Genomic DNA, 25,812 nt, shown 5'->3' on the forward strand with positions numbered 1-25,812 from the left:
AGGAACCCAGCCCACCCAAGGAGGTCTGTGTTTGCATGTATTACGGTGAACGCTTCAACGCCTGGACCCACCTGGTCGGTGCCGTCCTGGCCTGTATCGGTGCCATCTGGCTGATCGTCGTCGCAGGCCTGCAGGGCGACCCCTGGAAGATCGTCAGTTTCTCCATCTACGGCGCCACGCTGCTGTTGCTCTACAGCATCTCGACCCTTTACCACAGCACCCGCGGCCGCGCGAAGGTGATCATGCGCAAGCTCGATCACCTGTCGATCTACCTGCTGATCGCTGGCAGCTACACACCATTTTGTCTGGTCAGCCTGCGCGGCCCTTGGGGCTGGAGCCTGTTCGGCGTGGTCTGGGGCCTTGCAGTGATCGGCATGTTGCAGGAAATAAAACCGCGTTCGGAAGCGCGGGTCCTGTCGATCATCATCTACGCGGTGATGGGCTGGATCGTCCTGGTGGCGGTCAAGCCCTTGCTGAACAGCCTCGGCACCGCCGGCTTCACCTGGCTGGCGGCCGGCGGGGTGTTCTACACCGTGGGCATCATCTTCTTCGCCTTCGACAGCCGTTTCCGCCACTGGCATGGCATCTGGCACCTGTTCGTGATTGCCGGCAGCCTCATGCACTTCGTCGCGGTGTCGTTCTACGTGCGCTAGTTACGAAAAATCGCCCCACAACTGCTGAGCCACCGCGAGTGCCACCACGGGCGCAGTCTCGGTGCGCAGCACACGGGGGCCGAGGCGGGCGGCGTGGAAGCCGGCCGCCTTGGCCTGGTCGACTTCCGCTTCGCTCAAGCCGCCTTCGGGGCCGATGAGGAAAGCCAGGCGCGCTGGTTTTTCGTGGCTGGTCAGCGGTTCGGCGACCGGGTGCAGGACCAGTTTCAGGTCGGCTTCACTGCCCTTGATCCACTCGGCCAGGGTCACTGGCGGGTGGATCACCGGCAGGGTCGAACGGCCGCACTGCTCGCAGGCGCTGATGGCTACCTGACGCCAGTGGGCCAGGCGTTTGTCGGCGCGCTCGTCTTTGAGGCGCACTTCACAGCGTTCGCTGACGATCGGGGTGATTTCATTGACGCCCAGCTCGGTGGCCTTCTGGATGGCCCAGTCCATGCGCTCGCCGCGGGACAGGCCCTGGCCCAGGTGGATATGCAACGGCGAATCGGCCTGGCCTGGCAGAGCCTGGTCGAGGCTGACGCGCACGGTCTTCTTGCCCACTTCGAGCAACTGGCCAAGGTATTCCTGGCCGCTGCCGTCGAACAGCTGCACGGCATCGCCGGGGGCCATGCGCAGTACGCGGCCGATGTAGTGGGCCTGGGCTTCGGGCAGGTCGTGCTCGCCAAGGCTCAGGGGGGCGTCGATGAAGAAGCGGGACAGTCTCATGGTTCTGCTCAGGAAAAAGTTGGACATCGGCCCTTGTAGGAGCGGCCTTGTGTCGCGAAAGGGCTGCAGGGCGGCCCCAGGGTTTCGGCGGCGCTGCAACATGCCGGGGGCCGCTTAGCGGCCCTTTCGCGACACAAGGCCGCTCCTACAAGGCAGTGCGAGGGTTGTTCGGTCAGCCCGGATCGCGGAAATCAGGGTGGAAGTTCGCCGGCACGGCGACGCTGACGCTTTCCCGCGTGGCGATATCGATGCCTTCACTGGCCACTTCGGCAAGGAAGTCGATCTGCTCCGGGGTAATGACATACGGTGGCAGGAAGTACACCACGCTACCCAGCGGGCGCAACAGAGCGCCACGGGACAGGGCGTGCTCGAACACCTTCAGGCCACGACGCTCCTGCCAGGGGTAGGCGACCTTGCCGGCCTTGTCCTGCACCATCTCGATCGCAAGCGCCATGCCGGTCTGGCGGATTTCGGCGACATGGGCGTGGTCGGCCAGATGCGCAGTAGCGCTGGCCATGCGTGCCGACAGCGCCTTGTTGGCCTCGATCACGTTGTCCTGCTCGAAGATATCCAGGGTCGCCAGGGCGGCGGCGCAGGCCAGCGGGTTGCCGGTGTAGCTGTGCGAGTGGAGGAAGGCGCGCAGGGTCGGGTAATCGTCGTAGAACGCCTGGTACACGGTGTCGGTGGTCAGGCAGGCAGCCAGCGGCAGGTAGCCGCCGGTCAAGGCCTTGGACAGGCACAGGAAGTCTGGGCGAATACCGGCCTGCTCGCAGGCGAACATCGTGCCGGTGCGGCCGAAGCCGACGGCGATCTCGTCGTGGATCAGGTGCACGCCATAGCGGTCGCAGGCCTCGCGCAGCAGCTTGAGGTAGACCGGGTGGTACATGCGCATGCCGCCGGCGCCCTGGATCAGCGGCTCGACGATCACTGCCGAAACGGTCTCGTGGTGTTCGGCCAGGGTCTGCTCCATGGCCGCGAACATGTTGCGAGAATGTTCTTCCCAGCTCATGCCCTCGGGGCGCAGGTAGCAGTCCGGGCTGGGCACCTTGAGGGTGTCGAGCAGCAATGCCTTGTAGGTTTCGGTGAACAGAGGCACGTCGCCGACCGACATGGCGGCAATGGTTTCGCCGTGGTAGCTGTTGGTCAGGGTGACGAAGCGTTTTTTCGCAGGTTTGCCGATGTTCTGCCAGTAGTGGAAGCTCATTTTCAGCGCCACTTCGATGCACGAAGAGCCGTTGTCGGCATAGAACACACGGTCAAGCCCCGCCGGCGTCATGGCGACAAGGCGCTCGGACAGCTCGATGACCGGCTGGTGGCTGAAGCCGGCCAGAATCACGTGCTCCAGCTGATCGACCTGATCCTTGATGCGCTGGTTGATGCGTGGGTTGGCATGGCCGAACACATTGACCCACCAGCTGCTGACCGCATCCAGGTAGCGTTTGCCATCGAAGTCTTCGAGCCACACGCCCTCACCGCGCTTGATCGGGATCAGTGGCAGTTGCTCGTGGTCTTTCATCTGGGTGCAGGGGTGCCACAGGACCTTGAGGTCGCGTTGCATCCACTGATCGTTGAGGCCCATCGGCACTTCTCCTGGCATTGCGGCTTGGTTTGACCGCGTAAGCCTAAGCAATGCCAGGAGGCAGGACAACCGCTAAGGGTCAATGGCGACAGGTACGGGTCCATTCGAGCTTGCGAATGTGCACGGTGCCGGCTTGCGAAGTGGAGATCGTCAGGCGTCGAAACGGCCCGTCGATGTCCTGGTGGTAGGGCTGGGTGGCGATGGGGCCAGGCCTGAATTCGGTGTAGCCGCTGCCCGATAGGGTGAGCCAGTAGAAGTTGCGCGGGATCGGGGCGATCAAGTCGATGTCGTAGCCATCGGTGTCCAGCAGCATTTGCACATTGTCGAACGACTGATCGCTGACCACGTAGTATTCGAGGCGAAGGCGCTCGACCTCCTGGTTGAAGGCGATTTCCACATCGCTGTGCTCGCCGATCACCAGTTCGGTGCCGTCCTCGCCTTTGAAGGCTTCATGAAAACCGGTCCAGGAGGTGCCGTTGGAGCAGATGCTCAAGCCGGATGGGGTACGAAACAACTGCTTGTGTGACAGGAATTGCCTGTCGACGTGCGCAAAGTGCTCCTCATAGATCATGCCGCAGCTCCTTTTGTCGGTTTTCTAGCTACGTGCGAAAGCATCGCGTAGCGGCGCAAGCCTTGGCTACTGGCAAAAATGTCAGTAGCCAAGGGAACTTGATGTCGCTGTAGTGGCAGGGTATGCAGACCTGACGTATTCTTAACGCATCGTCTCGGGGCATTCCTGCCTCTTCCCATTTCTGTAACGTTTGACTCGGAGTTCGCCATCATGGCTGCTGCTTGGGTGCGCCTGTGCGCGTTGGTATTGATCGGTGTGTCCAGCGGCGCCACGCTGGCCAAGGACAAGACACCTACGGCGATCGTCGTGGGTGGTGGCCTGGCTGGCCTGACTGCGGCCTACGAACTGCAGAACAAGGGCTGGCAGGTGACCTTGCTGGAAGCCAAAGCGGGCATGGGCGGTCGCTCGGGTCTGGCCAACAGCGAATGGATCGGCAACAGCAAGGCCCAGCCGGTACTCAACCAGTACCTGGATCGGTTCAAGCTGGAGACACTGGCGGCACCGGAGTTCGTGCGAACCCCTGGCTACCTGATCGATGGCGAGTATTTCAGCGCCACGGACCTGCCTACCAAGCAACCCGCAACCGCCGAGGCGATCAAGCGTTACGAGAAGACCCTCGACGACCTGGCCCGCTCGATCGACGACCCGCTCAACCCGCAGGCGACCAGTACGCTGTTTGCCCTCGACCAGATGAACGTGTCCACCTGGCTGGACAAGCTGCAGCTGCCGACCACCGCACGGCAGCTGATCAACCAGCAGATCCGTACCCGTTATGATGAGCCGTCGCGCCTGTCGCTGCTCTACTTCGCCCAGCAGAACCGGGTATACCGTGGCGTCAGCGACCGTGACCTGCGTGCCGCGCGTTTGCCAGGCGGCAGCCCGGTGCTGGCCCAGGCGTTCGTCAAACAGCTGAAAACCATCAAGACCAACTCGCCGGTGACCTCCATCGTCCAGGACAAGGACAGCGTCACGGTCAAGGCCGGCAGTGCCAGCTACCAGGCCGATTACGTGGTCATGGCCGTGCCCCTGCGAGCCCTGGCCAAGATCCAGATGACGCCGGTCCTGGATACCCAGCATGTGGCAGCGCTCAGGGGCACCAACTACGGTTGGCGCGACCAGCTGATGCTCAAGTTCAAGCAGCCGGTCTGGGAAAGCCGTTCGCGCATGAGTGGCGAGATCTATAGCAACGTGGGCCTTGGCATGCTGTGGATCGAGCCTGCACTCAAGGGCGGCGCCAATGTGGTGATCAACCTGTCCGGCGACAACGCGCGCCTGCTGCAGGCCTTCGGTGACAAGCAGATGGTCGATCAGGTGCTGATCCGCCTGCATGCCTTCTACCCACAGGCCCGTGGCTCGTTCACCGGCTACGAGCTCAAGCGCTACAGCACCGACGCCGGTACGGGCGGTGCCTACCTGGCCTACGGTCCGGGACAGATCAGCAAGTATTGGCGCCTGTGGGAGCGCCCGGTGCAGCGCATTGCCTTCGCAGGTGAGCACACCGATGCCCTTTATCCAGGCACCCTCGAAGGCGCCCTGCGCAGTGGCCAGCGTGCGGCCAGCCAGGTACAGGACTTGCTCGCCGGCAAATCGTTCGACCCGGCCAAGGCGTTGCCGGTGGCGGCCGCTGCAACCGCAGGCGCGGTGGCGGCGAAGGACAAGGGCGGGTTCTTCTCGCGGTTGTTTGGCGGCGCTGACAAGCCTGAGGTGAAGGCTGTACCGGTTGCCAAGGTGGAGGAAGCGGCGCCAGCGCCGGCACCTGCTGCGGCTGCTGTGCCCGCGTCGATTGCCAAGGAAGAGCCTGCCAAACCTGCCGCCAGCAAAGCGGCTCCGGTCAAGCAGGCGCCCGCGCACAAGCCTGCTGCAAAACAGGCGCACAAAGCCGAGCCGAAAAAAGCCACCGCCAAGACCGAGCCGGCCAAGAAAGCGGTGACCAACGCCCAGGCAAAGGCCAGCTAAGGTCCTGGCCGTAGTGGCCTCTTCGCGGGCTTGTGCCGCGAAGAGGCCGGTGCTGACAACTTCAAATTCCCCGCTATCGTTAATGTTTCCTTAATAGCAATCTCACACACTACCTATCGGTTTTCTCGATAATCCAAAGCGATTTTTTCCGCTTTTCTTCGATACGTTTCGCGATAGTCTGTGCACAGCTTTCACGGGGAAACACTGCATCATGCAACTGCGCAACTCACCTTCTCGCTATGGCGTCGTCAGCATCGTCCTGCACTGGGGCGTGGCACTGGCAGTTTTTGGCCTGTTCGGCCTGGGTTTGTGGATGGTCGGGCTCGACTACTACAGCCCTTGGCGCAAATCGGCCCCTGACCTGCACAAGAGCATCGGCTTGGTACTGCTGGCTGTGATGCTGTTGCGTGTGCTCTGGCGCTTCATCAGCCCACCACCGCCGGCGCCGGCCAACCACGGGCCGCTCACTCGCGTGGCCGCCAAGTTGGGCCACCTGGCGCTGTATCTGGGGCTTTTTGCAGTGATGGCCGCCGGTTACCTGATTTCGACCGCCGATGGCGTTGGCATTCCGGTCTTCGAGTTGTTCGAAGTGCCGGCCCTGATCAGCGACCTGCCCGACCAGGCTGACGTGGCGGGTGTCGTTCATCTCTGGTTGGCATGGGGCCTGGTGATCTTTGCCGTGCTGCATGCCCTGGCAGCCTTGAAACACCATTTCATCGACCGTGACGCGACCCTGACTCGTATGCTGGGCCGCAAAGCTTGACTCACAACCTCAATTGCAAAGGAAGGAAGTAAGGATGTTGAAAAAGACTTTTGCCGCTCTGGCGCTCGGTACCGCTCTGATCTCCGCTGGCCAGGCCATGGCCGCCGACTACAAGATCGACACAGAAGGTCAGCATGCGTTTGTCGACTGGAAAATCAGCCACCTAGGCTACAGCTTCATCCACGGCACTTTCAAGAAGTTTGGCGGCGACTTCACTTGGGATAGCGCCAAGCCTGAAGCCAGCAAGATCAACGTCAAGCTGGATACCGCCAGCCTGTGGTCGAACCATGCCGAGCGTGACAAGCACATCGCCAGCGCCGACTTCCTGGATGTGAAGAAGTACCCTGATGCCAAGTTCGTCTCCACCAGCGTCAAGTCCACCGGTGAAAAAACCGCCGATGTGACGGGTGATCTGACCATGCACGGTGTCACCAAGCCGGTGACCTTCAAGGCCACTTTCAACGGTGAAGGCAAGGACCCATGGGGCGGTGAGCGTGCCGGCTTCAACGCTACCACCACGCTGAACCTGAACGACTTCGGCATCAAGGGCCCGGGTGCGACCTCACAGACCCTGGACCTGGATATCAGTGTCGAAGGTGTGAAGCAGAAGTAAGCTTTTGCCTTGGCAATAAAAAACGCCGCCCAATCGGGCGGCGTTTTCGTTTGTCTATTCGGGCCTCATCGCCGGCAAGCCGGCGCCCACAGGTTCAGCACAGATCTTGAGCCCTGTGATTTCCCTGTGGGAGCCGGCTTGCCGGCGATGAGGCCGGTACAGACTCAGCCTTTGCGGGTCAGCAGCGCAGGGCGCTCGCCACGCGGGCGGCTCGGCAGGTCATCCAGTTGCTCTGGCGTCGGGTAACGGTCGAGCTTGGACTCCTTGCGGATGATCACCGGCTGGTTCTGCGGCTCACGCGAGCTGCGCACTGCCGGTTCCTGGCGCAATGCATCGTCGCGACCAGCCGGGCGGTTGCGACCGCCGCCATCGCGACGGCCACCACCACCATTGTTGTTGCGCGGCGGGCGTTTTTCGCCGCTGGCGCTGCGGGGCTGCCCGCCATTGCGGCCTTGACCCTGCCCCTGACCGCCACCGCTGCTGCGTGGGGCATTGGCCTGACCTTGCTGACCTTGGCCGGCACCACCACCTGGGCGACGGTTGCGGCCTTGGTTCTTGGCATTCTGGTAGGGGCTGACGTAGTCGGCGCGGTTACCGAAGTTGTCGACGTCGTCGTCCAGGAACTCTTCCGGGTCACGGTTGGCGGGTGCCTTCGGTGCGCCGGCCTGGCTCGCTTGCTGCTCGCGCGGCTTCCTGTCACGCGGCTTGCGCGGCTGTTGCTTGTCGCCAGCCTTTTCCTTGTCGCCAGCCTTTTCCGCCGCTTGCGGCTTGGCCTTGCCCTTGTCCTTGCCCTTGTCCTTGCGGCCACCGCTGCCGTCTTTGCCGCCGTCGCCACGGGCCTGCTGGTTGCGACCACCACGGCCACTGTTTTGCGGACGCTCGCGTACTTCAGGCTTCTCGGCTTCCACCTGGCTTGGGTCGAAGCCCATCAGGTCGCCGTCGGCGATCTTCTGCTTGGTGACGCGCTCGATGCTCTTGAGCAGCTTCTCTTCATCCGGCGCGACCAGGGAAATGGCCTCGCCCGAACGCCCGGCACGGCCGGTGCGGCCAATACGGTGGACGTAGTCTTCCTCGACGTTTGGCAGCTCGAAGTTGACCACATGGGGCAGTTGGTCGATATCCAGGCCGCGTGCGGCGATGTCGGTGGCGACCAGCACGCGCACAGCGTTGGCCTTGAAGTCGGCCAGGGCCTTGGTGCGGGCGTTCTGGCTCTTGTTGCCGTGGATCGCGGCGGCGCTCAGGCCGTGCTTTTCCAGGTACTCGGCCAGGCGGTTGGCGCCATGCTTGGTGCGGGTGAATACCAGCACCTGCTCCCAGGCGCCCAGGGTGATCAAGTGCGCAAGCAGGGCGCGCTTGTGGCTGGCGGGCAGGCGATAGACGCGCTGCTCGATACGCTCGACCGTGGTGTTCGGCGGGGTGACCTCGATACGCTCCGGGTTATGCAGGAGCTTGTCGGCCAGGTCGGTGATGTCCTTGGAGAAGGTCGCCGAGAACAGCAGGTTCTGGCGCTTGGCCGGCAGGCGGGCGAGGACCTTCTTGACGTCATGGATGAAGCCCATGTCGAGCATGCGGTCGGCTTCGTCCAGCACCAGAATTTCGACGTGGGCCAGGTCTACCTTGCCTTGGCCGGCCAGGTCGAGCAGGCGACCAGGGCAGGCGACGAGCACGTCGACGCCTTTGGCGATGGCCTGGACCTGGGGGTTCATGCCAACGCCGCCGAAGACGCAGGCGCTGACCAGTGGCAGGTCGCGGGCGTACACCTTGAAGCTGTCGTGCACCTGGGCTGCCAGCTCGCGAGTCGGCGTCAGCACCAGCACACGCGGTTGGCGCGGGCCATGGCGCTGGGATTTGTCGGGGTGACCGGCCGGGAACAGGCGCTCGAGGATCGGCAGGGCGAAGCCGCCGGTTTTACCAGTACCAGTCTGTGCGGCAACCATCAGGTCGCGGCCTTGCAACACGGCGGGAATGGCCCGCTGTTGCACCGGAGTCGGCTGGGTGTAGCCCGCAGCTTCGATAGCGCGGACAAGTGCCTCGGAGAGACCGAGGGAAGCAAAGGACATGGGCAATCCTGTTCTCGTGTGGGCTGGGCCCGTTGGGATATTCTGCCTGGCGCGACGGGCATCGGTGGGATGCGATCGCGTCCGGTCCAGCTGGGCTTACACTGCGCATCCGGGAAGCGGGGGGTAGACGCCAAGGGGCGTCAATGCCGATCGGGATGCTTGTTGCGAGGCCGAGCGTCCGGGCGTGAGCCGGGCGGGAAGGCCCGAGTATAACAGAGCTATTGCAGCGTGCTGCTTTCCTGCTGCTCAACGGCGTGAGGAAGATGGCCGGAGTCGCCAATATAGCGTTCGATTATCGCGACAAAGGCTGGCTCTTGCTTGAACCGTCGCAGCTCATTTGCAAAGGCTTGGGCCAGCTGTTCGCGCCCGGGCTTTCGTGCCAGCCCCAGGTATTGGGATTGGCGGCTGATCACCAGGGGCAGTTCTTCGACCTGTTGTTCCAGGCCAAGTTGCTGGCGCAGGTAGCGCCCCACCCTGCGGTCAGTCACCAGCAGGTCGATACGCCCGAGCATGAGTTTGCCGAAGTTGGCTTCATGGCTGGGGCCCGGTTCACGCCTGAAACCTGACGCTTGTTCGAATGCCGGGCCATAGGCATAGCCCGGCGAGGTACCCACGGTCAGGTCGCGCAGGTCGCTGAGCTGGCTGATGACATGACGCCGGCGGCTGGCCTGGTACAGCACGAATTCGACATCCGACATGGGCTCCATGGGGTAGACCATGTAGGCCTTGCGCGCGTCGGTCTGGAAAATATCCATCACGCCGTCGGCCAGGCCTTGTTCGACCATCGCCAGGCAGCGCTTCCAGGGCAGGAACTGCCATTCCACTTCGACCCCCAGCCGCCTGAACACTTCGCTGGTGACTTCGTAGTCAATGCCCTTGGGTTGCCCGGCATCCCGGTAGATGTACGGCGCCCAGTCGTCGCTGACCAGGCGCAACCGCTCGCCCAGCGCCATCGGGCTCAGGCAGGCGAGCAGCAGGATACACAGCAGGCGGTTGATAGCAGGCATGGCGCGAGATTACGCGCTCGGCCAGGGCAAGGCCAGTCTGGCTCAGTGGGAAGCGGTTCTCAGAAGATGTGCCTCGATGTCCTTGCGTCGCTCGCCCAGCGACAAACGCAAGCCCGGATGGCGCAGGCACTGGCGCAACTGTTCCGGCGCGATGCGGCCGTTGCGCTCATTGAGATTTTCCAGCGCCTTGTCCCACCAGGCCGGGGCGCAGGCGCGGTCGAATTCGTTGGGGTAGGGGTAGCAGCCATACAGCAACTCACGCGCGAACTGCCGCTCGCGGCTTGGCAGCGTAAGGCTCAAAGCCTTGTAGCCCAGACGGTGCAGCGCGGGTGGCCGTGGCAACTGATCATTGACCAGCAGTACATCGGCCAGCGCCGCCGCGCTCAGCGGATCGTCGCCATGCTTGCGCAACCAGGCCTGGATCTTGGCGCGGAACTGGGCCTTGCGGCTCCAGTAGTGATGGATGACATCGGTACATTCGGCCAGTTCGAGCTTGCGGTACGCCGCCACTGCCAGGCAGAACTCTTCCAGGGTGTAGGCCGCGCGGGCCAGCGGGTAGAGCTCGTCCATCAGGGCGATGGATTGGTCGAGCGTTGCAGCGTCTTCGGCGGTAAGCCCGATGACCCCGGAGTTCACCAGCGGCATCTGGCAGTCGGCCAGGCCGCGCTGCTTGAGGATACCCAGCAGGTTCTTGTACAGCAGGCACGTCTGGTTGGCGCCATAGCGCGCACCGACGAAGTTGCACAGCAGGTGGCCGGGGCGGACGCGTTGGAACAGCCGCAGGGGCGAGGTGCGAAAAAAGGTGTCGGTGTCGATCAGTACGGCCAGGGGATGCTGCCCAAGGATCTGGCGCAGTAGTACGTGCTTGCTGCGAAAGTGATAGCCGTGCGGTGCGTTCCACGCGTTGCGGGTGGCTTCGTCGAGCACGTGCACGGTGACCGGCAACTTGCCATAGGGCTGCGGGTTGTCGGTGTAGACCTGGATGTCCAGGGTCTCGCTTGCCTGCACGTCCAGGTGCGCCAAGGCGCTGACGATGCTGAAACAGGCCTCCTGGTGATAGGTGGCTGGGCCAAAGGCCAGGTAGACCAGTTGTGGACGGGAAGGAGAGCGCGACTGCATTTCAGGCAAGACCTGTTTGATCCAGAAAGGAAATAAGGCCTTAGTCTATGACTAAAGCCTTAATCATTTCTGAATGAGATCTTGCCAAAAAGTTTCAGCGAGGCAGCTTCAGGTTGTTCCAGATCGCCAGGCTGGCATCGGCTTGGTTCAGGGTATAGAAGTGCAGGCCCGGAGCGCCGCCTTGCAGCAGCTCCTCGCACATGCGAGTGATCACTTCTTCACCAAACGCCTGGATGCTGGCGGTGTCGTCGCCGTAGGCTTCCAGCTGCTTGCGGATCCAGCGCGGGATCTCAGCGCCGCAGGCATCGGAGAAGCGTGCCAGCTTGCTGTAGTTGGTGATCGGCATGATGCCGGGCACCACCGGAATGTCCACGCCCAGCTTCTGCGCGCGCTCGACGAAATAGAAGTAGCTGTCGGCGTTGAAGAAGTACTGGGTGATGGCGCTGTCTGCACCGGCCTTGACCTTGTGCACGAAATTGGCCAGGTCGACTTCGAAGTTGCGTGCCTGCGGGTGCATTTCCGGATAGGCGGCAACTTCCAGGTGGAAGTGGTCACCGCTTTCCTGGCGGATGAACTCGACCAGGTCGCTGGCATAGCGCAGTTCGCCACTGGCCATGCCCATGCCCGAGGGCAGGTCGCCACGTAGGGCGACGATGCGCTTGATACCGGCGGCCTTGTACTGGGTGAGCAGTGCGCGCAACTCGTCCTTGGAATCGCCGACACACGACAGGTGTGGCGCGGCAGGTACCTTCGCCTCGCTTTCCAGCTGCAGCACGGTGTTCAGCGTACGGTCGCGGGTCGAGCCACCGGCACCGTAGGTGCAGGAGAAAAAGTCCGGGTTGCAGGCGGCCAGCTGGCGGGCAACGCCCATCAGCTTTTCGTGACCGGCATCGGTCTTGGTCGGGAAGAATTCGAAACTGTAGCGGCGTTCTTGTGACATCTCTGTTTCCTGCAAACTGCAAGTAAAAGCCAGGACGGTGGGGCCGGCCTGGCTTGGGCATCGATCAAGATTCAACGACTACAAGCGCCCGGCGGCATCCGACGGGCGCTTGTCGCTTAGTAGCGGTAGGCGTGCGGCTTGAACGGGCCTTCGACAGTCACACCGATGTAGTCGGCCTGTTGCTTGGTCAGTTGGGTGACCACGCCGCCGAAGCCGCGGACCATTTCCAGGGCCACTTCTTCGTCGAGCTTCTTCGGCAGCACTTCAACGGTCAGACGTTCGGCTTTCTTCTCGGCCGACAGGTCGGCGTACTTCTGCTCGAACAGGAAGATCTGCGCCAATACCTGGTTGGCGAACGAGCCGTCCATGATGCGGCTTGGGTGGCCAGTGGCGTTACCCAGGTTCACCAGGCGGCCTTCGGCCAGCAGGATCAGGTAGTCGTCGTTCTGCGGGTCGAAGTCGCCAGCGCCGGTGCGGTGGATCTTGTGCACCTGCGGCTTGACCTCTTCCCATGCCCAGTTCTTGCGCATGAAGGCGGTGTCGATCTCGTTGTCGAAGTGGCCGATGTTGCAGACCACGGCACGCTTCTTCAGGGCCTTGAGCATGTTGGCATCGCAGACGTTGACGTTACCGGTGGTGGTGACGATCAGGTCGATCTTGCCCAGCAGGGCCTTGTCGATGCTGGCTTCGGTGCCGTCGTTGATACCGTCGATGAACGGCGAGACCAGCTCGAAGCCGTCCATGCAGGCCTGCATGGCGCAGATCGGGTCAACTTCGGTGACCTTGACGATCATGCCTTCCTGACGCAGGGACTGGGCCGAACCCTTGCCCACGTCACCGTAGCCGATCACCAGGGCTTGCTTGCCCGACAGCAGGTGGTCGGTACCGCGCTTGATGGCGTCGTTCAGGCTGTGACGGCAGCCGTACTTGTTGTCGTTCTTGCTCTTGGTGACCGAGTCGTTGACGTTGATCGCCGGGACTTTCAGCTCGCCTTTGGCCAGCATGTCCAGCAGGCGGTGCACGCCGGTGGTGGTCTCTTCGGTGACGCCGTGGACGCGGTCCAGCACGGCCGGGTATTTCTTGTGCAGCAGCTCGGTCAGGTCACCGCCGTCGTCGAGGATCATGTTGGCGTCCCATGGCTGGCCATCCTTGAGGATGGTCTGCTCCAGGCACCACTCGTACTCTTCCTCGGTTTCACCTTTCCAGGCGAAGACCGGGATACCGGCGGCAGCGATGGAAGCCGCCGCCTGGTCCTGGGTGGAGAAGATGTTGCAGGACGACCAACGCACTTCGGCACCCAGGGCAACCAGGGTTTCGATCAGCACGGCAGTCTGGATGGTCATGTGGATGCAGCCCAGGATCTTCGCACCCTTGAGCGGCTGCTCAGTCAGGTACTTGCGACGCAGGCCCATCAGGGCAGGCATTTCCGATTCGGCGATGATGGTTTCGCGACGGCCCCAGGCGGCCAGGGAGATGTCGGCGACTTTGAAATCGGTAAAACCTGCAGGCGTGTTTACAGCGCTCATTGAGAGCCTCCATTCGTAGTGTGCGAATGGGCGCCGTTGTGCGTTAAGCGTCCGCTTGAGCGGACAACGCCCCATCCGAGCCTGACAGGCCGAGCCTGCTGCAGCGCCCCTCGGACAGGTGGCGGGCATGGCACCGCGAATGGCTGCCATGTGAATCGGCAGGGATTATAGCCGTGGCTGTGTGACACACCCAAGGCTTTCTGTCGATTTATCGAGACGATAGTCGATGTTCAATGGAGCGCCCGGCGCGTCTCTGCCATCATGACTTCACGTTAGCCAAGCAGGTCAGGAGTACTGATGAACTTTCACACCCGCAAATGGGTAAAACCCGAAGACCTCAACCCCAACGGCACCCTGTTCGGCGGCAGCCTGCTGCGCTGGATCGACGAAGAGGCGGCGATCTACGCCATCGTCCAGCTGGGCAACCAGCGCGTAGTGACCAAGTACATGTCGGAAATCAACTTCGTGAGTGCCTCGCGCCAGGGCGACATCATCGAACTGGGCATTACCGCCACCGAGTTCGGCCGCACCTCGATCACCCTGCGCTGCGAAGTGCGCAACAAGATCACCCGCAAGAGCATCCTCACGGTAGACCGCATGGTCTTCGTCAACCTGGGCGAAGATGGCATGCCGGCCGCCCACGGGCGGACCGAGATCAAGTACGTGCAGGACCAGTTCCCGGATTCGGCGGTCGAGTGATGGCATTAGGGCTGCTCTGCAGCCCAATCGCTGGCAAGCCAGCTCCCACAGAAAGTGCACAAGCTTCAAGGGCTGAGGGGGTAACTGTGGGAGCCGGCTTGCCGGCGATTGGGCCGCAAAGCGGCCCCCAAATGTCAGGGTTGCACGCTGACCTTGCGCACCACCCGCCCAATGCTCAACCCCTGCACCAGAATCGAAGACAGCACGACGATATAGGTGATCGACAGCAGCAAGTCACGCTCGCTCCCCTGCGGCAACGACAGCGCCAGCGCCACCGAAACCCCGCCGCGCAAACCACCCCAGGTCAGCACCCGCACGGTGCCTTTCGGCACACTGCGCCAGCGGCGCAGCAGCAAGATGGCCGGCGCCACCGTCAGCAAGCGTGACAGCAGCACCGCTACCGCCAGCACGCCACCCGCCGCCAGGTGCAGCCAGTTGAACGGCAGCAGCAACAGCTCCAGGCCGATCAGGGCGAACAGCAGGGCGTTGAGCATGTCGTCGATCAGTTCCCAGAAACCGTCCATGTAACGGCGGGTCATGTCGTTCATCGCCAGGTTGCGACCCAGGTTGCCGATGATCAGGCCGGCCACCACCATCGCGATCGGTGCTGAGACGTGCAACTCGTAGCACATCGCCGAGCCACCGATGACCAGTGCCAGGGTCAGCATGACCTCGACCTGGTACTGCTCGACGCTCTTGATCATGCGATAGGTGGCGTAGCCGATCAGCCCGCCGAACATCACGCCGCCGACGGCTTCGCGGGCGAACAGCAGCGCGGTGTCGGAGAAGCTCGGCGTTTCGCCCAACTGGATGATCCCCAGCAGCACGGTGAATACCACGACAGCAGTGCCATCGTTGAACAGCGACTCGCCGACGATGGTGGTTTTCAGCGGTTTGGAGGCGTTGGCGGTACGCAGGGCGCCCAGCACGGCGATCGGGTCGGTCGGGGAGATCAGTGCGCCGAACAGCAGGCAGTAGATCAGCGGCACCTGCCAGCCGAACAGGGTGAAAACCCAGTGCGACAGGTAGCCGATGACCACGGTGGCAATCAGTACGCCAAGGGTCGCCAGCAGGCCGATGGGCCAGCGGTAGCTGCGCAGGTCTGCAAGGTTGACGTGCAGTGCGCCGGCGAACAGCAGGAACGCGAGCATCCAGTGCATCAGCAGGTCATTGAAATCGATCTGGCTCATCAGCCCTTCGACACGTTCTTCCAGGCCAGGGAAGCCAATCAGGCTCAGGCCCTGCAGCATCAGGGAAAACAGCAGTGCCGTGACCATCACGCCGATGGCGGGTGGCAGGCCGATGAAGCGGTAATTGACGTAGGTGAGGAGGGTGGTGAGGCAGATAAACGCGGCAACTAATTCAAGCATCCTGAGTCCTGTAGCAATGGCTTCCAAGGCGTACCCGAACGGCATCGGGCAGTGGTTTGATGACCTGGCGACGGCTTCGGGGCACAGGTTTGACCGGATTTGTTCTTTTCGTTCAATGGCACCCTGCGGGCAAGAAGCGTTGTATCGTTGCCTGCTCTGACTGCAAGGAGCGCCCCGCGTGTTGGCAACTTCCCTGGTTCTGATCGCCGCCCTGCTGCACGCGACCTGGAACACCCTGATCAAATTCAGCGGCGAACGCCTGCTGGTCATTGCCAGCATGGACAGCGTGGCACTGGCCTTCGCTGTGTTCGCCGTGGCGTTCGTCGATTTTCCCCCCGCCGAAATCTGGCCCTGGCTGCTGGCCTCGGCGCTGGCCGAGCAGCTGTACCGCTTTCTGCTGATCCAGGCCTATCGGGTGGGCGACCTGGGCCTGGTCTATCCTCTGATGCGCGGGCTGTCGCCGCTGGTGGTGCTGGGGCTGACCCTGGCCTTCGCCGGCGAGTCGCTGAGCCAGCAGCAGATCATCGGCATTTTGCTGATTCCTTGCGGCATGGCCTGTTTGTTGTGGCAGGGCGGCGGCGGGGATCGGTTGCCCTGGTCGATGTTGCCGGTAGTGGCGCTGATCGGCCTGTGCATCGGCTGTTACACCTGGTTCGATGGGCAAGCGGTGCGGCTATGGGGCAAGCCCTGGGACTACCTGGTGTGGCTGACCTTGCTCAGTGCCTGGCCATTTCCGCTGCTGGCCAGCGTGGCGCGGCGGGCACCGTTCGTGCTGTTCTGGCGCACGCAGTGGCGGCTGGGCGTGGCGGTGGGTGTGTGCGTGCTGCTCAGCTATGCGCTGGTGCTGTGGGCCATGCACCTGGGGTCGGTGGCCGAGGCGGCGGCGCTGCGGGAGCTGAGCGTGATCCTGGTGGTGCTGCTGGGCATGCGCTACCTCAAAGAACCTTTTGGCGGGCCAAGACTCCTAGCTTGCGGGCTGGTCCTGGCAGGCATGCTGGTGATGAAGCTCTAACCCACTTTCGAACAAGGAGTCATGAGCATGACCGTTGCCCTGTGGTGCATCCTGATCGCGCTGGTGCTGCCACCGCTCTGTGCGCTGATCGCCAAAGTCAGTAGCGGCCGCTTTGGCCTGAAAGACAACCATGATCCGCGTGCCTTCCTCGACACACTGTCGGGGCTGCCGCGCCGTGCCCATGCCGCGCAGCAGAACGGCTACGAAGCGTTCCCGGCATTCGCGGCGGCGGTGCTGGTGGCGGATGTCGTCGGCAATGCCGAACAGGTGACGCAGGATGTGCTGGGCGTGATGTATGTCACCAGTCGCCTGCTGTACATCATCTGCTACCTGGCGGACTGGGCGGCGTTGCGCTCGCTGGTGTGGTTTGCCGGCCTGGCGTTGATCGTTTCGTTCTTTGTGGTTTCCATCTGAGATTGTGTCGCCTTCATCGCCGGCAAGCCGGCTCCCACAGGTTCGGCACAGGTCTTGAGCCCTGAGATTTCCCTGTGGGAGCCGGCTTGCCGGCGATGAGGCCGGTACAGGTTCACGGAACCTTTGGCACCTCTGGCAATGGCTTGCCCTTGGGCCACAGCATCCAGATCTGCCCCTGCTGCTTCATGTTGCCAGCCAATTCCCCGGCCTGCGGGCCAGTCCCCCAGAACAGGTCTGCGCGCACCTCACCGGTGATCGCGCCGCCGGTATCCTGGGCCCCGACTGGGCGCACCACCGGCGTGCCATCCGGGCGCGTTGTGGACAACCACAGCAAGCTACCCAACGGAATCACCTTGCGATCGATGGCCACGCTGTAACCCGCGGTCAGCGGCACGTTCAGCGAGCCGCGTGGCCCTTCGTTGCTGTCCGGGCGCGTGCCGAAGAACACGTAGCTGGGGTTGCTGGCCAGCAGCTCCGGTACGCGCTGCGGGTTGGCCTGGGCCCAGGCATGGATGGCGCCCATGCTCACGTCTTCCTTCTTCAACTGACCCTGTTCGATCAGCCAGCGGCCAATCGGCCGGTAGGGGTGGCCGTTCTGGTCGGCGTAGCCCAGTCGCAGTTGGCGGCCATTGTCCAGCTGCACACGCCCCGAACCTTGGATCTGCAGGAACTGCAGGTCCATCGGGTCGGTCAGCCACGCCAGCACAGGCGCCTTGGCGCCGTCGCGGTAGATCACCTCGGCAGTGTCGTAAGGCTTGAGCATGCGGCCTTCGAGACGACCGCGCAGGCGCTTGCCCTTGAGTTCGGGATAGACGCTGGCCAGGTCGACCACGATCATGTCCTCTGGCACCCCGTACACCGGAACCTGCGCGGTTTCGGTGCGTTTCAGGCTGCCAGGGTAGACCGGCTCGTAGTAGCCAGTGATCAGGCCATTGGCGTTGTTTTCGGCAGAGCGAAGGCCGTAGACCTGCAGTTGCTGCTGCAGAAAGGTGCGTACCTGGGCGGGATCCTGTTGAACGGATTGCGCGGCTTCACAGGTGGGAGCCCACGCGGGGTCGCGCTTGAGTTTTTCACAGCCAACCCGCCAGGCAGCGAAACCTGCCAGCAGATCACTGTCGCTGACACTGGGCAGGTCGTTCCAGGTGGCCGGCGCATAGGTGGCGATGGCATGTGGCTCGGGCTTGGCGGTTTCGCCGCCGTTACAGCCGGCCAGCAGGGCCAGGGCCGGGAGTGTCCAGGCCAGGTGGCGCAGGGCAGATTTCATCGGAGGGTTCCTGTCAGGGGTGAACATGAAGATTCACCCCTGTGTTTTATGTGGCTATTGGTCTTTGTCCGGTGGGCGGCGATACTGGCCGCCCATTTGCGAAGGCCCAAGTGACCGTGATGTTCAAGCGATTGACCGTAGTACTGCTCGCCGCCCTTGCCATGACTGCCTGTGACCGGGTCGACCCGAACTCGCCACTGGGCAAGCGCAAGGCGATCTTCAAGGACATGCTCAAGACCAGCGAGGACTTGGGCGGTATGCTGCGCGGACGTTTGCCGTTCGACGGCGTGAAGTTCGCCGGCGGCGCGGCGACGCTGGATGCCTTGTCCCATGAGCCATGGCAGCATTTCCCCCAGGTCCGGGATGAAGGCGACAGCAGCGCACGGCCTGAAGTGTGGGAGCGGCAGGCGCGCTTTCATGACCTTGCACGGCAACTGGAAGATGTCACCGGCGAGTTGGTCGACGTGACGCGCAGCCAGCCGCTGGACGTGGCACAGCTCAAGGGACCGATGGACAAGGTCGAAGCCGCGTGCAAGGCCTGCCATACCGAGTTCCGCAATCATTGATCGCCTGTGAGGGCCTCATCGCCGGCAAGCCGGCTCCCACAGGGAAAACACAGCCCTTGAGCGCTGCGCAGTACCTGTGGGAGCTCACAGGGAAAACACCGCCCCTGAGCGCTGCGCAGTACCTGTGGGAGCCGGCTTGCCGGCGATAGGGCCCTCACGTCTTCAACGGTCGAGTTCGTCGACCGCTTCCTGCAGTTCCTTGCGCGATTCGGCCAGCTTGTCCTTGCGCTTGTTGATCTTTTCCGCGTCGCCTTTCTTCTCGGCCTTCTTCAGGTCTTTCTCGCGCTGCGCCACTTCGTGACGGGCATCGAGGACCTTTTGCTCACGCTCTTTGCGCAGGCTCGCGTCGGTGCAGTTGTCGACGCCACGCAGCGCCTCTTCGAGGCCCGCGACCTGGTCGCTGTTACCGTGGTCACGGGCAATCTTGAGCTGGTTCTCGATGGCGCTGCGTTTGGCGGCGCAGCCAGTCAGGCCGTCATCCGGTTGCGCAGCCTGGGCGACACCTGCGCTCAAACCGAGCGTTGCCAGCAGAACGAGAGTGGAAATACGTTTCATAAGGGCCTCCTTGACGGGGGGGCAGCAAAAAGTGGGACAAATGCTGCCTTGGTTTTGTTGATTTAGAAACCCTTGTTGGACTTTTCTAGAACAAACCAAGACGTTTCGTACCTGTTTTTTTGTGAAAACTCATTGCTCCACGCTTGGTCGAGGCAATTGGAATCCGTCTATATCGTAGTCACTCAATCGCTCGGCGATGCGCTGAACATCCGTTGTGGAAAAGAAGTTGGCCAGCTGCCGCGCCCGTGTTTCGCCTATTCCAGGCAGGGCTTGCCAATCAGCCGTCGAGCGCTTGGCCAGCGTCGGCCAATCCCCCTGCAGCGACAGTGCGCGCGGTGCGGGTACGCCGAGCGCGCGAAGCCACTGCTCGAAAGGTCGAGAGCGGCCCACAGCGAAGCTGTACAGCAAGCGGTTGGCCGTGGCTTCGCTGATGCCGGGTACTGTGATCAATTGATCGGCATCGAGTGCCAGCCAATCGCTGATGGCAGCCACCCGCCCACTTTCCACCAATCGTCGCCAGGTGCCGGGGCCTGCACCGGGCATGGCCAGGCCATGCTTGCTACCGAGCCAGGCAAGCCTGGCGATGAATTGCTCCTCGCAACCTGCGCTGGCCTGCCAGCAACTGTGGGCGTCGAAGCGGCCCGGCGCGGGCGGTGCGACGGGCTGGCGCTCGGTTGCGCGGTGCACGACCTGTTCAAAGCGTGGGATGGTCAGGCCGGCGAGGCTGATCGCCACCTGGTCCCCTGGGCGAACGTCGACGGCTTGCCAGCGGGCCAGCGAACCCAGGCTGACCTGGGAGATGCGTCGATCGTCCAGTTCGACCGGGTGAAGTTTCAGCAGCGGCGTGATCTTGCCGGTGCGTCCAACCCGAAAATGCACATCGCGGACCTCTGCCAGCGCCTGGGCAAACGGGTGCTTCCAGGCCGCGATCCAGTAAGGTGCATTGGCTTGCCAGCGCTCGGCAGGTGGGCGGCTGTCCTGGCGCAGGATCACGCCGTCGGTAGCGAAGGGCAGGGGTGAGCGATACCAGTACAGCCGCCAGTAGGCGGCCTGCTCGGGGGTGTCGATGGCTTTGCTGTAGTGCTGGCTGTCCGGGAAACCCAGCGCGCTCAGTTGTACCAGGCGTTCGGCCTGGCGGGTCGGGCCGTGCGGCCAGTCCCAGACGAAAAGGCCGATGCTGGCACCGCGTTCACGGCCCAGTTGCTTGCGCGCCAGCAAGCCGGCCACCGTGCCACGGGCGTTGACGCTGCCTGCCTGGGACTGCACGTGAGCCTCCAGGTGCAGGTACAGCTCGCCCTGCAGCGTCAGGTCCACTGGCCGGGAGAGTTGCCGAGGGATCGCCTCCAGGTAGGGGATGTGACGACTCCAGTCGTGCCCCTGAAGGCCGTCGCCGCGGCTGAGCAGTTGCACCAGTTGGCCTTGCCGGTAGCTCAACGAGACCGCAACGCCATCGACCTTCGGCTGGATCCACACGCCTGGCTTGCCCGCCATCCAGCGACCCACAGCCGCCTCATCAGGCAGTTTGTCGACGCCGGTATGGGGAACCGGATGGGCTATCGGACCACGTGCGCTGGCCAGTGAGTTCAATTCGCCGTCCAGTGCGAAACACCGCTGCAGCTGCAGCAGGCGCTGGCGACTCTGGTCGTACAGTTCGTCGGCCACCAGCGCCTTGCCGAGGCGGTGGTAGTGGTCGTCCCAGCGGCCCAGGGTGTCGCGCAAGGCGGCCACTTCGGCGGTTGCCCGCGCAGCGGACCATGCCGGGCATTCGCGGGCATGGGAAGGAAAAGCGGGCAGTATCAGCAGCGTGAAGAACAGCATCCATGGCATGGCCAGCATCCTTGCGTGGCGGAGTGAAGCGCCTCAGCCTAGGCAGGTGCCCTCGACCCTGCACGGCACAGTTGTCAGGTGATATGTCACAAAAAAGCCCCTGCCGATCGCTCGGCAGGGGCTTTCGTTTACCGCTGTAGGAAACTTACAGGCCGGCAGCGTCACGCAGCTGCTGGGCGCGGTCGGTGCGCTCCCAGGTGAAGGTGGTGAAGGTGTCGTCGCCGACAGTCTTCTGCTGCGGGGTGCGGCCGAAGTGACCGTAAGCAGCGGTTTCCTGATACATCGGGTGCAGCAGGTCGAGCATGGTGGTGATGGCGTACGGACGCAGGTCGAAGCACTCGCGCACCAGCTGGACGATCTTGTCGTCGGAAACCTTGCCGGTACCGAAGGTGTTGATCGAGATCGAAGTCGGCAGGGCCACGCCAATGGCGTAGGACACCTGGATCTCGCAACGCTCGGCCAGGCCGGCGGCAACGATGTTCTTGGCTACGTAGCGACCGGCGTAGGCGGCGGAACGGTCGACCTTGGACGGGTCCTTGCCGGAGAACGCGCCGCCACCGTGACGGGCCATGCCGCCGTAGGAGTCGACGATGATCTTGCGGCCGGTCAGGCCGCAGTCGCCCACCGGGCCACCGATGATGAAGTTGCCGGTCGGGTTGATGTGGTACTGGGTGTCCTTGTGCAGCAGTTCGGCAGGCAGGGTGTGCTTGACGATCAGCTCCATCACGGCTTCCTGCAGGTCTTTTTGCGAGACTTCAGGGTTGTGCTGGGTCGACAGGACGATGGCGTCGATGCCGACCACCTTGCCGTTTTCATAGCGGCAGGTGACCTGCGACTTGGCGTCCGGGCGCAGCCATGGCAGCAAGCCGGACTTGCGCGCTTCGGCCTGGCGCTCGACCAGGCGGTGCGAGAAGCAGATCGGCGCCGGCATCAGCACGTCGGTTTCGTTGCTGGCGTAGCCGAACATCAGGCCCTGGTCGCCCGCGCCCTGGTCTTCCGGCTTGGAGCGGTCGACGCCCTGGGCGATGTCCACCGACTGCTTGCCGATGATGTTCATCACGGCGCAGGTGGCGCCGTCGAAGCCGACGTCGGAGCTGTTGTAGCCGATGTCGATGATGACTTTACGCACCAGTTCTTCCAGGTCTACCCAGGCCGAGGTGGTGACTTCACCGGCGATGATGGCGACACCGGTCTTGACCAGGGTTTCGCAGGCCACGCGGGCATACTTGTCCTGGGCGATGATGGCATCCAGGACCGCGTCCGAAATCTGGTCGGCGATCTTGTCCGGATGCCCTTCGGACACGGACTCGGAGGTGAAAAGGGAGTATTCGCTCATCTCGAAGGGTTCCTAAAATTTACCGATGGTGTGTGTCGCCAGTCGTCCGCTGGAAATGGCGGACCTGTATCTGGAAACCGTTACGCAAGCCTACGTAGAGGCTGTCCCCGGGGGCTAACCCGGCCGCATTGGCCCAACGGGCCAGGTCGTCCTGTTCGAAGCCAAGCCAGAGGTCGCCGCAGGCGTCCCGCGCCCACCCCTGGTCATGGCTGCACAGTTCGGTGACCAGCAGGCTGCCGCCCGCTTTCACCCGTTTGGCCAGCAGGCGCAGGGCCTGGGCCGGGTCGCTGAAATGGTGCAAGACCATGTTCAGCACAACGCAGTCGGCTTCCACATCCGTTGCACCCAGTGCATCGGCCAACTGCAGGTTCACATTGTCCAGGCCTTCGCGCTCGCAGACCTGGCGCGCCAGCTCGAGCATGGTCGGGCTGTTGTCCATGGCCGTGACGCGGGCGAAGCGCCGGGCCAGGTCGGGCAGGAAGCCACCGTCGCCGGGGCCTACCTCCAGCGCACTGGCGCTTGGTGCGAAATTCAACTTGTCGAGCAGGGTCAGCAGGCTTTCGCGGTACTGCGGCAAGCCGGCGATCAAGTCTTGCTGGGCGCGGAATTTCTCTTCCACGCGCAGGAAGAAGTCCTGGCTGGTGGCCGCACGACGCTGCTGGATCTGCGCGATGCGGGCCTGGACATCCTGCGCCAGCGCCAGTTCGTCGACCTCTTCGAGCAGCGCCGTGTGCAGGCGACCGTGCGGCAGGGCACGACGATAGAAAATGGCATTGCCTTCGCGGCGCGTGGCCACCAGCTCGGCCTGGGCCAGCACCTTGAGGTGGTGGCTCATGCCCGACTGGCCGATGTCGAAGATCTGCGCCAGTTCCAGCACGCCGAACGAGTCGCTGGCCAGCACCCGCAGAACATTCAGGCGCAGCTCGTCGCCGCTGGCCTTGCACAGGGCTGCCAGGGTGTCGCTTTGCTGGGACGGGATCGATTGCGCGCGCTGATTCATGAGGCGGCAGTCTAGACAGGCGACGTTGCCCTCGCAAGGTCAATATCAAAAAGTTTTGATATTGGGTGATGGGCGGGCGGTTGGGCGCTTGGCATTCCCGGTTTTCACCCGATTTGGCGTCCAATCACAGGAAAAATCCCCAACTGCGACCATACGTCATTGCCCCCGGGCCCGCCTGTGGGCGAAAATGGCCGCCTTTTTTCGTAACACCACCTATTCAAGCCCAGGAGATAAGCGATGCCCAGCCGTCGTGAACGTGCCAACGCCATTCGTGCCCTCAGCATGGATGCCGTGCAAAAGGCTAACAGCGGCCACCCAGGTGCCCCTATGGGCATGGCGGATATCGCTGAAGTACTTTGGCGCGACTATCTGAAGCACAACCCGAGCAACCCGAGTTTCGCCGACCGTGACCGCTTCGTGCTGTCCAACGGCCACGGCTCGATGCTGATCTATTCGCTGCTGCACCTGACCGGCTACGACGTCACCATCGATGACATCAAAGGCTTCCGCCAGCTGCACAGCCGTACCCCGGGCCACCCGGAATACGGTTACACCCCGGGCGTCGAGACCACTACCGGCCCGCTGGGCCAAGGTCTGGCCAACGCCGTGGGCTTTGCCCTGGCTGAAAAAGTACTGGGTGCCCAGTTCAACCGTGAAGGCCACAACATCGTCGACCACAACACCTACGTGTTCCTCGGCGATGGCTGCATGATGGAAGGTATCTCCCACGAAGTCGCCTCGCTGGCCGGCACCCTGGGCCTGAACAAGCTGGTCGCCTTCTACGACGACAACGGCATTTCCATCGACGGTGAAGTGCACGGCTGGTTCACCGACAACACCCCGGCACGCTTCGAAGCGTACAACTGGCAGGTGATCCGCAACGTCGACGGCCATGACGCCGAAGAAATCAAGATGGCCATCGAGACGGCGCGCAAGAGCGACCGTCCGACCCTGATCTGCTGCAAGACCATCATCGGCTTCGGCTCGCCGAACAAGCAGGGCAAGGAAGACTGCCACGGCGCACCGCTGGGCAACGACGAAATCGCCCTGGCCCGCAAGGAACTGAACTGGAACCACGGTCCGTTCGAAATCCCTGCCGACATCTATGCCGAGTGGGACGCCAAGACTGCCGGTGCCGCGGCCGAGGCCGACTGGAACCAGCGCTTCGACGCCTACGCCAAGGCCTACCCGGAGCTGGCTGCCGAGTTCAAGCGCCGTGACAGCGGTGAGCTGCCGGCCGACTTCAGCGAGAAGGCCCAGGCCTATATCAATGAAGTGGCTGCCAAGGGCGAGACCATCGCCAGCCGCAAGGCCAGCCAGAATGCCCTGAACGCCTTCGGCCCGCTGCTGCCTGAGTTCCTCGGTGGTTCGGCGGACCTGGCAGGTTCCAACCTGACCCTGTGGAAAGGTTGCAAGGGTGTCGAAGCCAATGACGCCAGCGGCAACTACGTGTTCTACGGCGTGCGCGAATTCGGCATGACCGCGATCATGAACGGCGTCGCCCTGCACGGCGGCCTGGTGCCTTACGGCGCGACCTTCCTGATGTTCATGGAATACGCCCGTAACGCAGTGCGCATGTCCGCGCTGATGAAGCAGCGCGTGATCCACGTCTACACCCACGACTCCATCGGCCTGGGCGAAGACGGCCCGACCCACCAGCCGATCGAGCAGCTGACCAGCCTGCGCAGCACGCCGAACCTGGACACCTGGCGCCCAGCCGACGCGGTCGAATCGGCCGTGTCCTGGAAGCACGCCCTGGAGCGCAAGGATGGCCCGTCGGCGCTGATCTTCTCGCGCCAGAACCTGCAGCACCAAGCGCGCGACGCTCAGCAGATCGCCGACATCAGCCGCGGCGGCTACGTCCTCAAGGACTGCGCAGGCGAGCCTGAGCTGATCCTGATCGCCACCGGTTCCGAAGTGGGCCTGGCGGTTCAGGCACATGCCAAGCTGACCGAGCAGGGCCGCAATGTGCGCGTGGTTTCCATGCCGTGCACCAGCGTGTTCGACGCCCAGGACGCTGGCTACAAGCAGTCCGTGCTGCCGGTGGAAGTGGGCGCGCGTATTGCCATCGAAGCTGCCCACGCCGACTTCTGGTACAAGTACGTCGGCCTGGAAGGTCGTATCATCGGCATGACCACTTACGGTGAGTCGGCTCCGGCCGCTGCGCTGTTCGAGGAATTCGGCTTCACCCTGGAAAACATCCTGGGCACCGCCGAAGAGCTGCTGGAAGACTGATACCGACTGTGCGAGGCGAGGGCG

At 63.1% G+C, this 25,812-nt stretch carries 23 protein-coding genes and 1 riboswitch; of the genes, 9 read left to right on the forward strand and 14 right to left on the reverse strand.

The annotated features are described in order from the left end of the window. Positions 1 to 35 precede the first annotated feature (35 nt). Positions 36 to 653 (forward strand): hemolysin III family protein, encoded by a 618-nt coding sequence (locus ACIPZB_RS11335; protein WP_400640259.1) that lies wholly within the window; start codon positions 36 to 38, stop codon positions 651 to 653. Here the strand turns inward: ACIPZB_RS11335 and ACIPZB_RS11340 are convergent, their stop codons facing one another. The 3 genes from ACIPZB_RS11340 to ACIPZB_RS11350 form a co-directional block, all read right to left on the reverse strand. Continuing rightward, positions 654 to 1,376: a 16S rRNA (uracil(1498)-N(3))-methyltransferase gene (locus ACIPZB_RS11340; protein ID WP_008090297.1), complete on the reverse strand. Its 723-nt coding sequence runs from the start codon at positions 1,374 to 1,376 to the stop codon at positions 654 to 656. It abuts the gene before it with no gap. Positions 1,377 to 1,548: 172 nt separating this feature from the next. Then, the gene (locus ACIPZB_RS11345; protein WP_400640260.1) at positions 1,549 to 2,955 is read right to left on the reverse strand and encodes an adenosylmethionine--8-amino-7-oxononanoate transaminase; all 1,407 of its coding nucleotides are present in this window, start codon (positions 2,953 to 2,955) and stop codon (positions 1,549 to 1,551) included. A gap of 79 nt (positions 2,956 to 3,034) precedes the next feature. Then, positions 3,035 to 3,526 carry a hypothetical protein gene (locus ACIPZB_RS11350; protein WP_400640261.1) on the reverse strand — a complete coding sequence of 164 codons (492 nt, stop codon included), beginning with the start codon at positions 3,524 to 3,526 and terminating at the stop codon, positions 3,035 to 3,037. A 210-nt stretch (positions 3,527 to 3,736) separates the two neighbouring features. On the opposite strand from ACIPZB_RS11350, the gene ACIPZB_RS11355 reads away from it, so the two are divergent. The 3 genes from ACIPZB_RS11355 (at position 3,737) to ACIPZB_RS11365 (ending at position 6,858) form a co-directional block, all read left to right on the forward strand. Then, entirely contained in the window at positions 3,737 to 5,482 is a 1,746-nt protein-coding gene (locus ACIPZB_RS11355) for a flavin monoamine oxidase family protein (protein WP_400640262.1), read from the forward strand. Between the two features lie 211 nt (positions 5,483 to 5,693). Beyond that, complete coding sequence (locus ACIPZB_RS11360) at positions 5,694 to 6,245, forward strand: cytochrome b (RefSeq protein WP_400640263.1); 552 nt, start codon at positions 5,694 to 5,696, stop codon at positions 6,243 to 6,245. A gap of 34 nt (positions 6,246 to 6,279) precedes the next feature. After that, on the forward strand, positions 6,280 to 6,858 hold the full coding sequence (locus ACIPZB_RS11365; RefSeq protein WP_400640264.1) for a YceI family protein: 579 nt from the start codon (positions 6,280 to 6,282) through the stop codon (positions 6,856 to 6,858). 164 nt (positions 6,859 to 7,022) lie between these two features. On the opposite strand, the gene ACIPZB_RS11370 is transcribed toward ACIPZB_RS11365, so the two are convergent. The 5 genes from ACIPZB_RS11370 to ahcY all read right to left on the reverse strand — a co-directional run bounded on the left by ACIPZB_RS11370 (position 7,023) and on the right by ahcY (position 13,510). Beyond that, a complete protein-coding gene (locus ACIPZB_RS11370) occupies positions 7,023 to 8,918 on the reverse strand; it encodes a DEAD/DEAH box helicase (protein ID WP_400640265.1) in 1,896 nt (631 codons plus the stop codon). Between the two features lie 218 nt (positions 8,919 to 9,136). Then, positions 9,137 to 9,925, reverse strand: a complete 789-nt coding sequence (locus ACIPZB_RS11375) for a substrate-binding periplasmic protein (RefSeq protein ID WP_400640266.1) — start codon at positions 9,923 to 9,925, stop codon at positions 9,137 to 9,139. A 42-nt stretch (positions 9,926 to 9,967) separates the two neighbouring features. Continuing rightward, positions 9,968 to 11,044 carry a hypothetical protein gene (locus tag ACIPZB_RS11380; RefSeq protein WP_400640267.1) on the reverse strand — a complete coding sequence of 359 codons (1,077 nt, stop codon included), beginning with the start codon at positions 11,042 to 11,044 and terminating at the stop codon, positions 9,968 to 9,970. 94 nt (positions 11,045 to 11,138) lie between these two features. Beyond that, positions 11,139 to 11,984, reverse strand: a complete 846-nt coding sequence (gene metF / locus ACIPZB_RS11385; protein ID WP_400640268.1) for a methylenetetrahydrofolate reductase [NAD(P)H] — start codon at positions 11,982 to 11,984, stop codon at positions 11,139 to 11,141. A 116-nt stretch (positions 11,985 to 12,100) separates the two neighbouring features. After that, a complete protein-coding gene (gene ahcY / locus ACIPZB_RS11390) occupies positions 12,101 to 13,510 on the reverse strand; it encodes an adenosylhomocysteinase (protein WP_264311284.1) in 1,410 nt (469 codons plus the stop codon). A gap of 21 nt (positions 13,511 to 13,531) precedes the next feature. Further along, a riboswitch (S-adenosyl-L-homocysteine riboswitch) is annotated at positions 13,532 to 13,628 on the reverse strand. A 179-nt stretch (positions 13,629 to 13,807) separates the two neighbouring features. Between ahcY and ACIPZB_RS11395 the strand changes: the two genes are divergently transcribed. After that, on the forward strand, positions 13,808 to 14,209 hold the full coding sequence (locus tag ACIPZB_RS11395; RefSeq protein ID WP_008100811.1) for an acyl-CoA thioesterase: 402 nt from the start codon (positions 13,808 to 13,810) through the stop codon (positions 14,207 to 14,209). A 134-nt stretch (positions 14,210 to 14,343) separates the two neighbouring features. Here the strand turns inward: ACIPZB_RS11395 and ACIPZB_RS11400 are convergent, their stop codons facing one another. Further along, the gene (locus tag ACIPZB_RS11400) at positions 14,344 to 15,579 is read right to left on the reverse strand and encodes a cation:proton antiporter (RefSeq protein WP_400640269.1); all 1,236 of its coding nucleotides are present in this window, start codon (positions 15,577 to 15,579) and stop codon (positions 14,344 to 14,346) included. 178 nt (positions 15,580 to 15,757) lie between these two features. Here ACIPZB_RS11400 and ACIPZB_RS11405 point away from each other — a divergent pair, with 178 nt between their 5' ends. Together ACIPZB_RS11405 and ACIPZB_RS11410 are read left to right on the forward strand one after the other, a co-directional pair. Next, entirely contained in the window at positions 15,758 to 16,591 is an 834-nt protein-coding gene (locus ACIPZB_RS11405) for an EamA family transporter (RefSeq protein WP_400640270.1), read from the forward strand. Between the two features lie 27 nt (positions 16,592 to 16,618). Further along, complete coding sequence (locus ACIPZB_RS11410; RefSeq protein WP_008100806.1) at positions 16,619 to 17,005, forward strand: MAPEG family protein; 387 nt, start codon at positions 16,619 to 16,621, stop codon at positions 17,003 to 17,005. Positions 17,006 to 17,117: 112 nt separating this feature from the next. Here the strand turns inward: ACIPZB_RS11410 and ACIPZB_RS11415 are convergent, their stop codons facing one another. After that, the gene (locus ACIPZB_RS11415) at positions 17,118 to 18,269 is read right to left on the reverse strand and encodes a murein transglycosylase A (RefSeq protein WP_008096972.1); all 1,152 of its coding nucleotides are present in this window, start codon (positions 18,267 to 18,269) and stop codon (positions 17,118 to 17,120) included. A 119-nt stretch (positions 18,270 to 18,388) separates the two neighbouring features. Between ACIPZB_RS11415 and ACIPZB_RS11420 the strand changes: the two genes are divergently transcribed. Continuing rightward, positions 18,389 to 18,835, forward strand: coding sequence for a c-type cytochrome (locus ACIPZB_RS11420; protein WP_400640271.1), 447 nt, complete (start codon positions 18,389 to 18,391; stop codon positions 18,833 to 18,835). A 162-nt stretch (positions 18,836 to 18,997) separates the two neighbouring features. Here ACIPZB_RS11420 and ACIPZB_RS11425 read toward each other — a convergent pair whose 3' ends face one another. The 4 genes from ACIPZB_RS11425 to ACIPZB_RS11440 all read right to left on the reverse strand — a co-directional run bounded on the left by ACIPZB_RS11425 (position 18,998) and on the right by ACIPZB_RS11440 (position 23,553). Beyond that, positions 18,998 to 19,390, reverse strand: coding sequence for a DUF1090 domain-containing protein (locus ACIPZB_RS11425; RefSeq protein ID WP_400640272.1), 393 nt, complete (start codon positions 19,388 to 19,390; stop codon positions 18,998 to 19,000). 129 nt (positions 19,391 to 19,519) lie between these two features. Continuing rightward, positions 19,520 to 21,217 carry an NAD-dependent DNA ligase LigB gene (ligB, locus tag ACIPZB_RS11430; protein WP_400640273.1) on the reverse strand — a complete coding sequence of 566 codons (1,698 nt, stop codon included), beginning with the start codon at positions 21,215 to 21,217 and terminating at the stop codon, positions 19,520 to 19,522. 145 nt (positions 21,218 to 21,362) lie between these two features. Beyond that, a complete protein-coding gene (metK, locus tag ACIPZB_RS11435; protein WP_008096967.1) occupies positions 21,363 to 22,553 on the reverse strand; it encodes a methionine adenosyltransferase in 1,191 nt (396 codons plus the stop codon). Between the two features lie 19 nt (positions 22,554 to 22,572). Further along, complete coding sequence (locus ACIPZB_RS11440) at positions 22,573 to 23,553, reverse strand: ArsR/SmtB family transcription factor (protein ID WP_400640274.1); 981 nt, start codon at positions 23,551 to 23,553, stop codon at positions 22,573 to 22,575. Between the two features lie 237 nt (positions 23,554 to 23,790). On the opposite strand from ACIPZB_RS11440, the gene tkt reads away from it, so the two are divergent. Continuing rightward, positions 23,791 to 25,788, forward strand: a complete 1,998-nt coding sequence (tkt, locus tag ACIPZB_RS11445; RefSeq protein WP_400640275.1) for a transketolase — start codon at positions 23,791 to 23,793, stop codon at positions 25,786 to 25,788. Positions 25,789 to 25,812: the final 24 nt, after the last annotated feature.

It is taken from the genome of Pseudomonas sp. NPDC089396 (genome assembly GCF_044749545.1).
Classification (GTDB): Bacteria; Pseudomonadota; Gammaproteobacteria; order Pseudomonadales; family Pseudomonadaceae; genus Aquipseudomonas.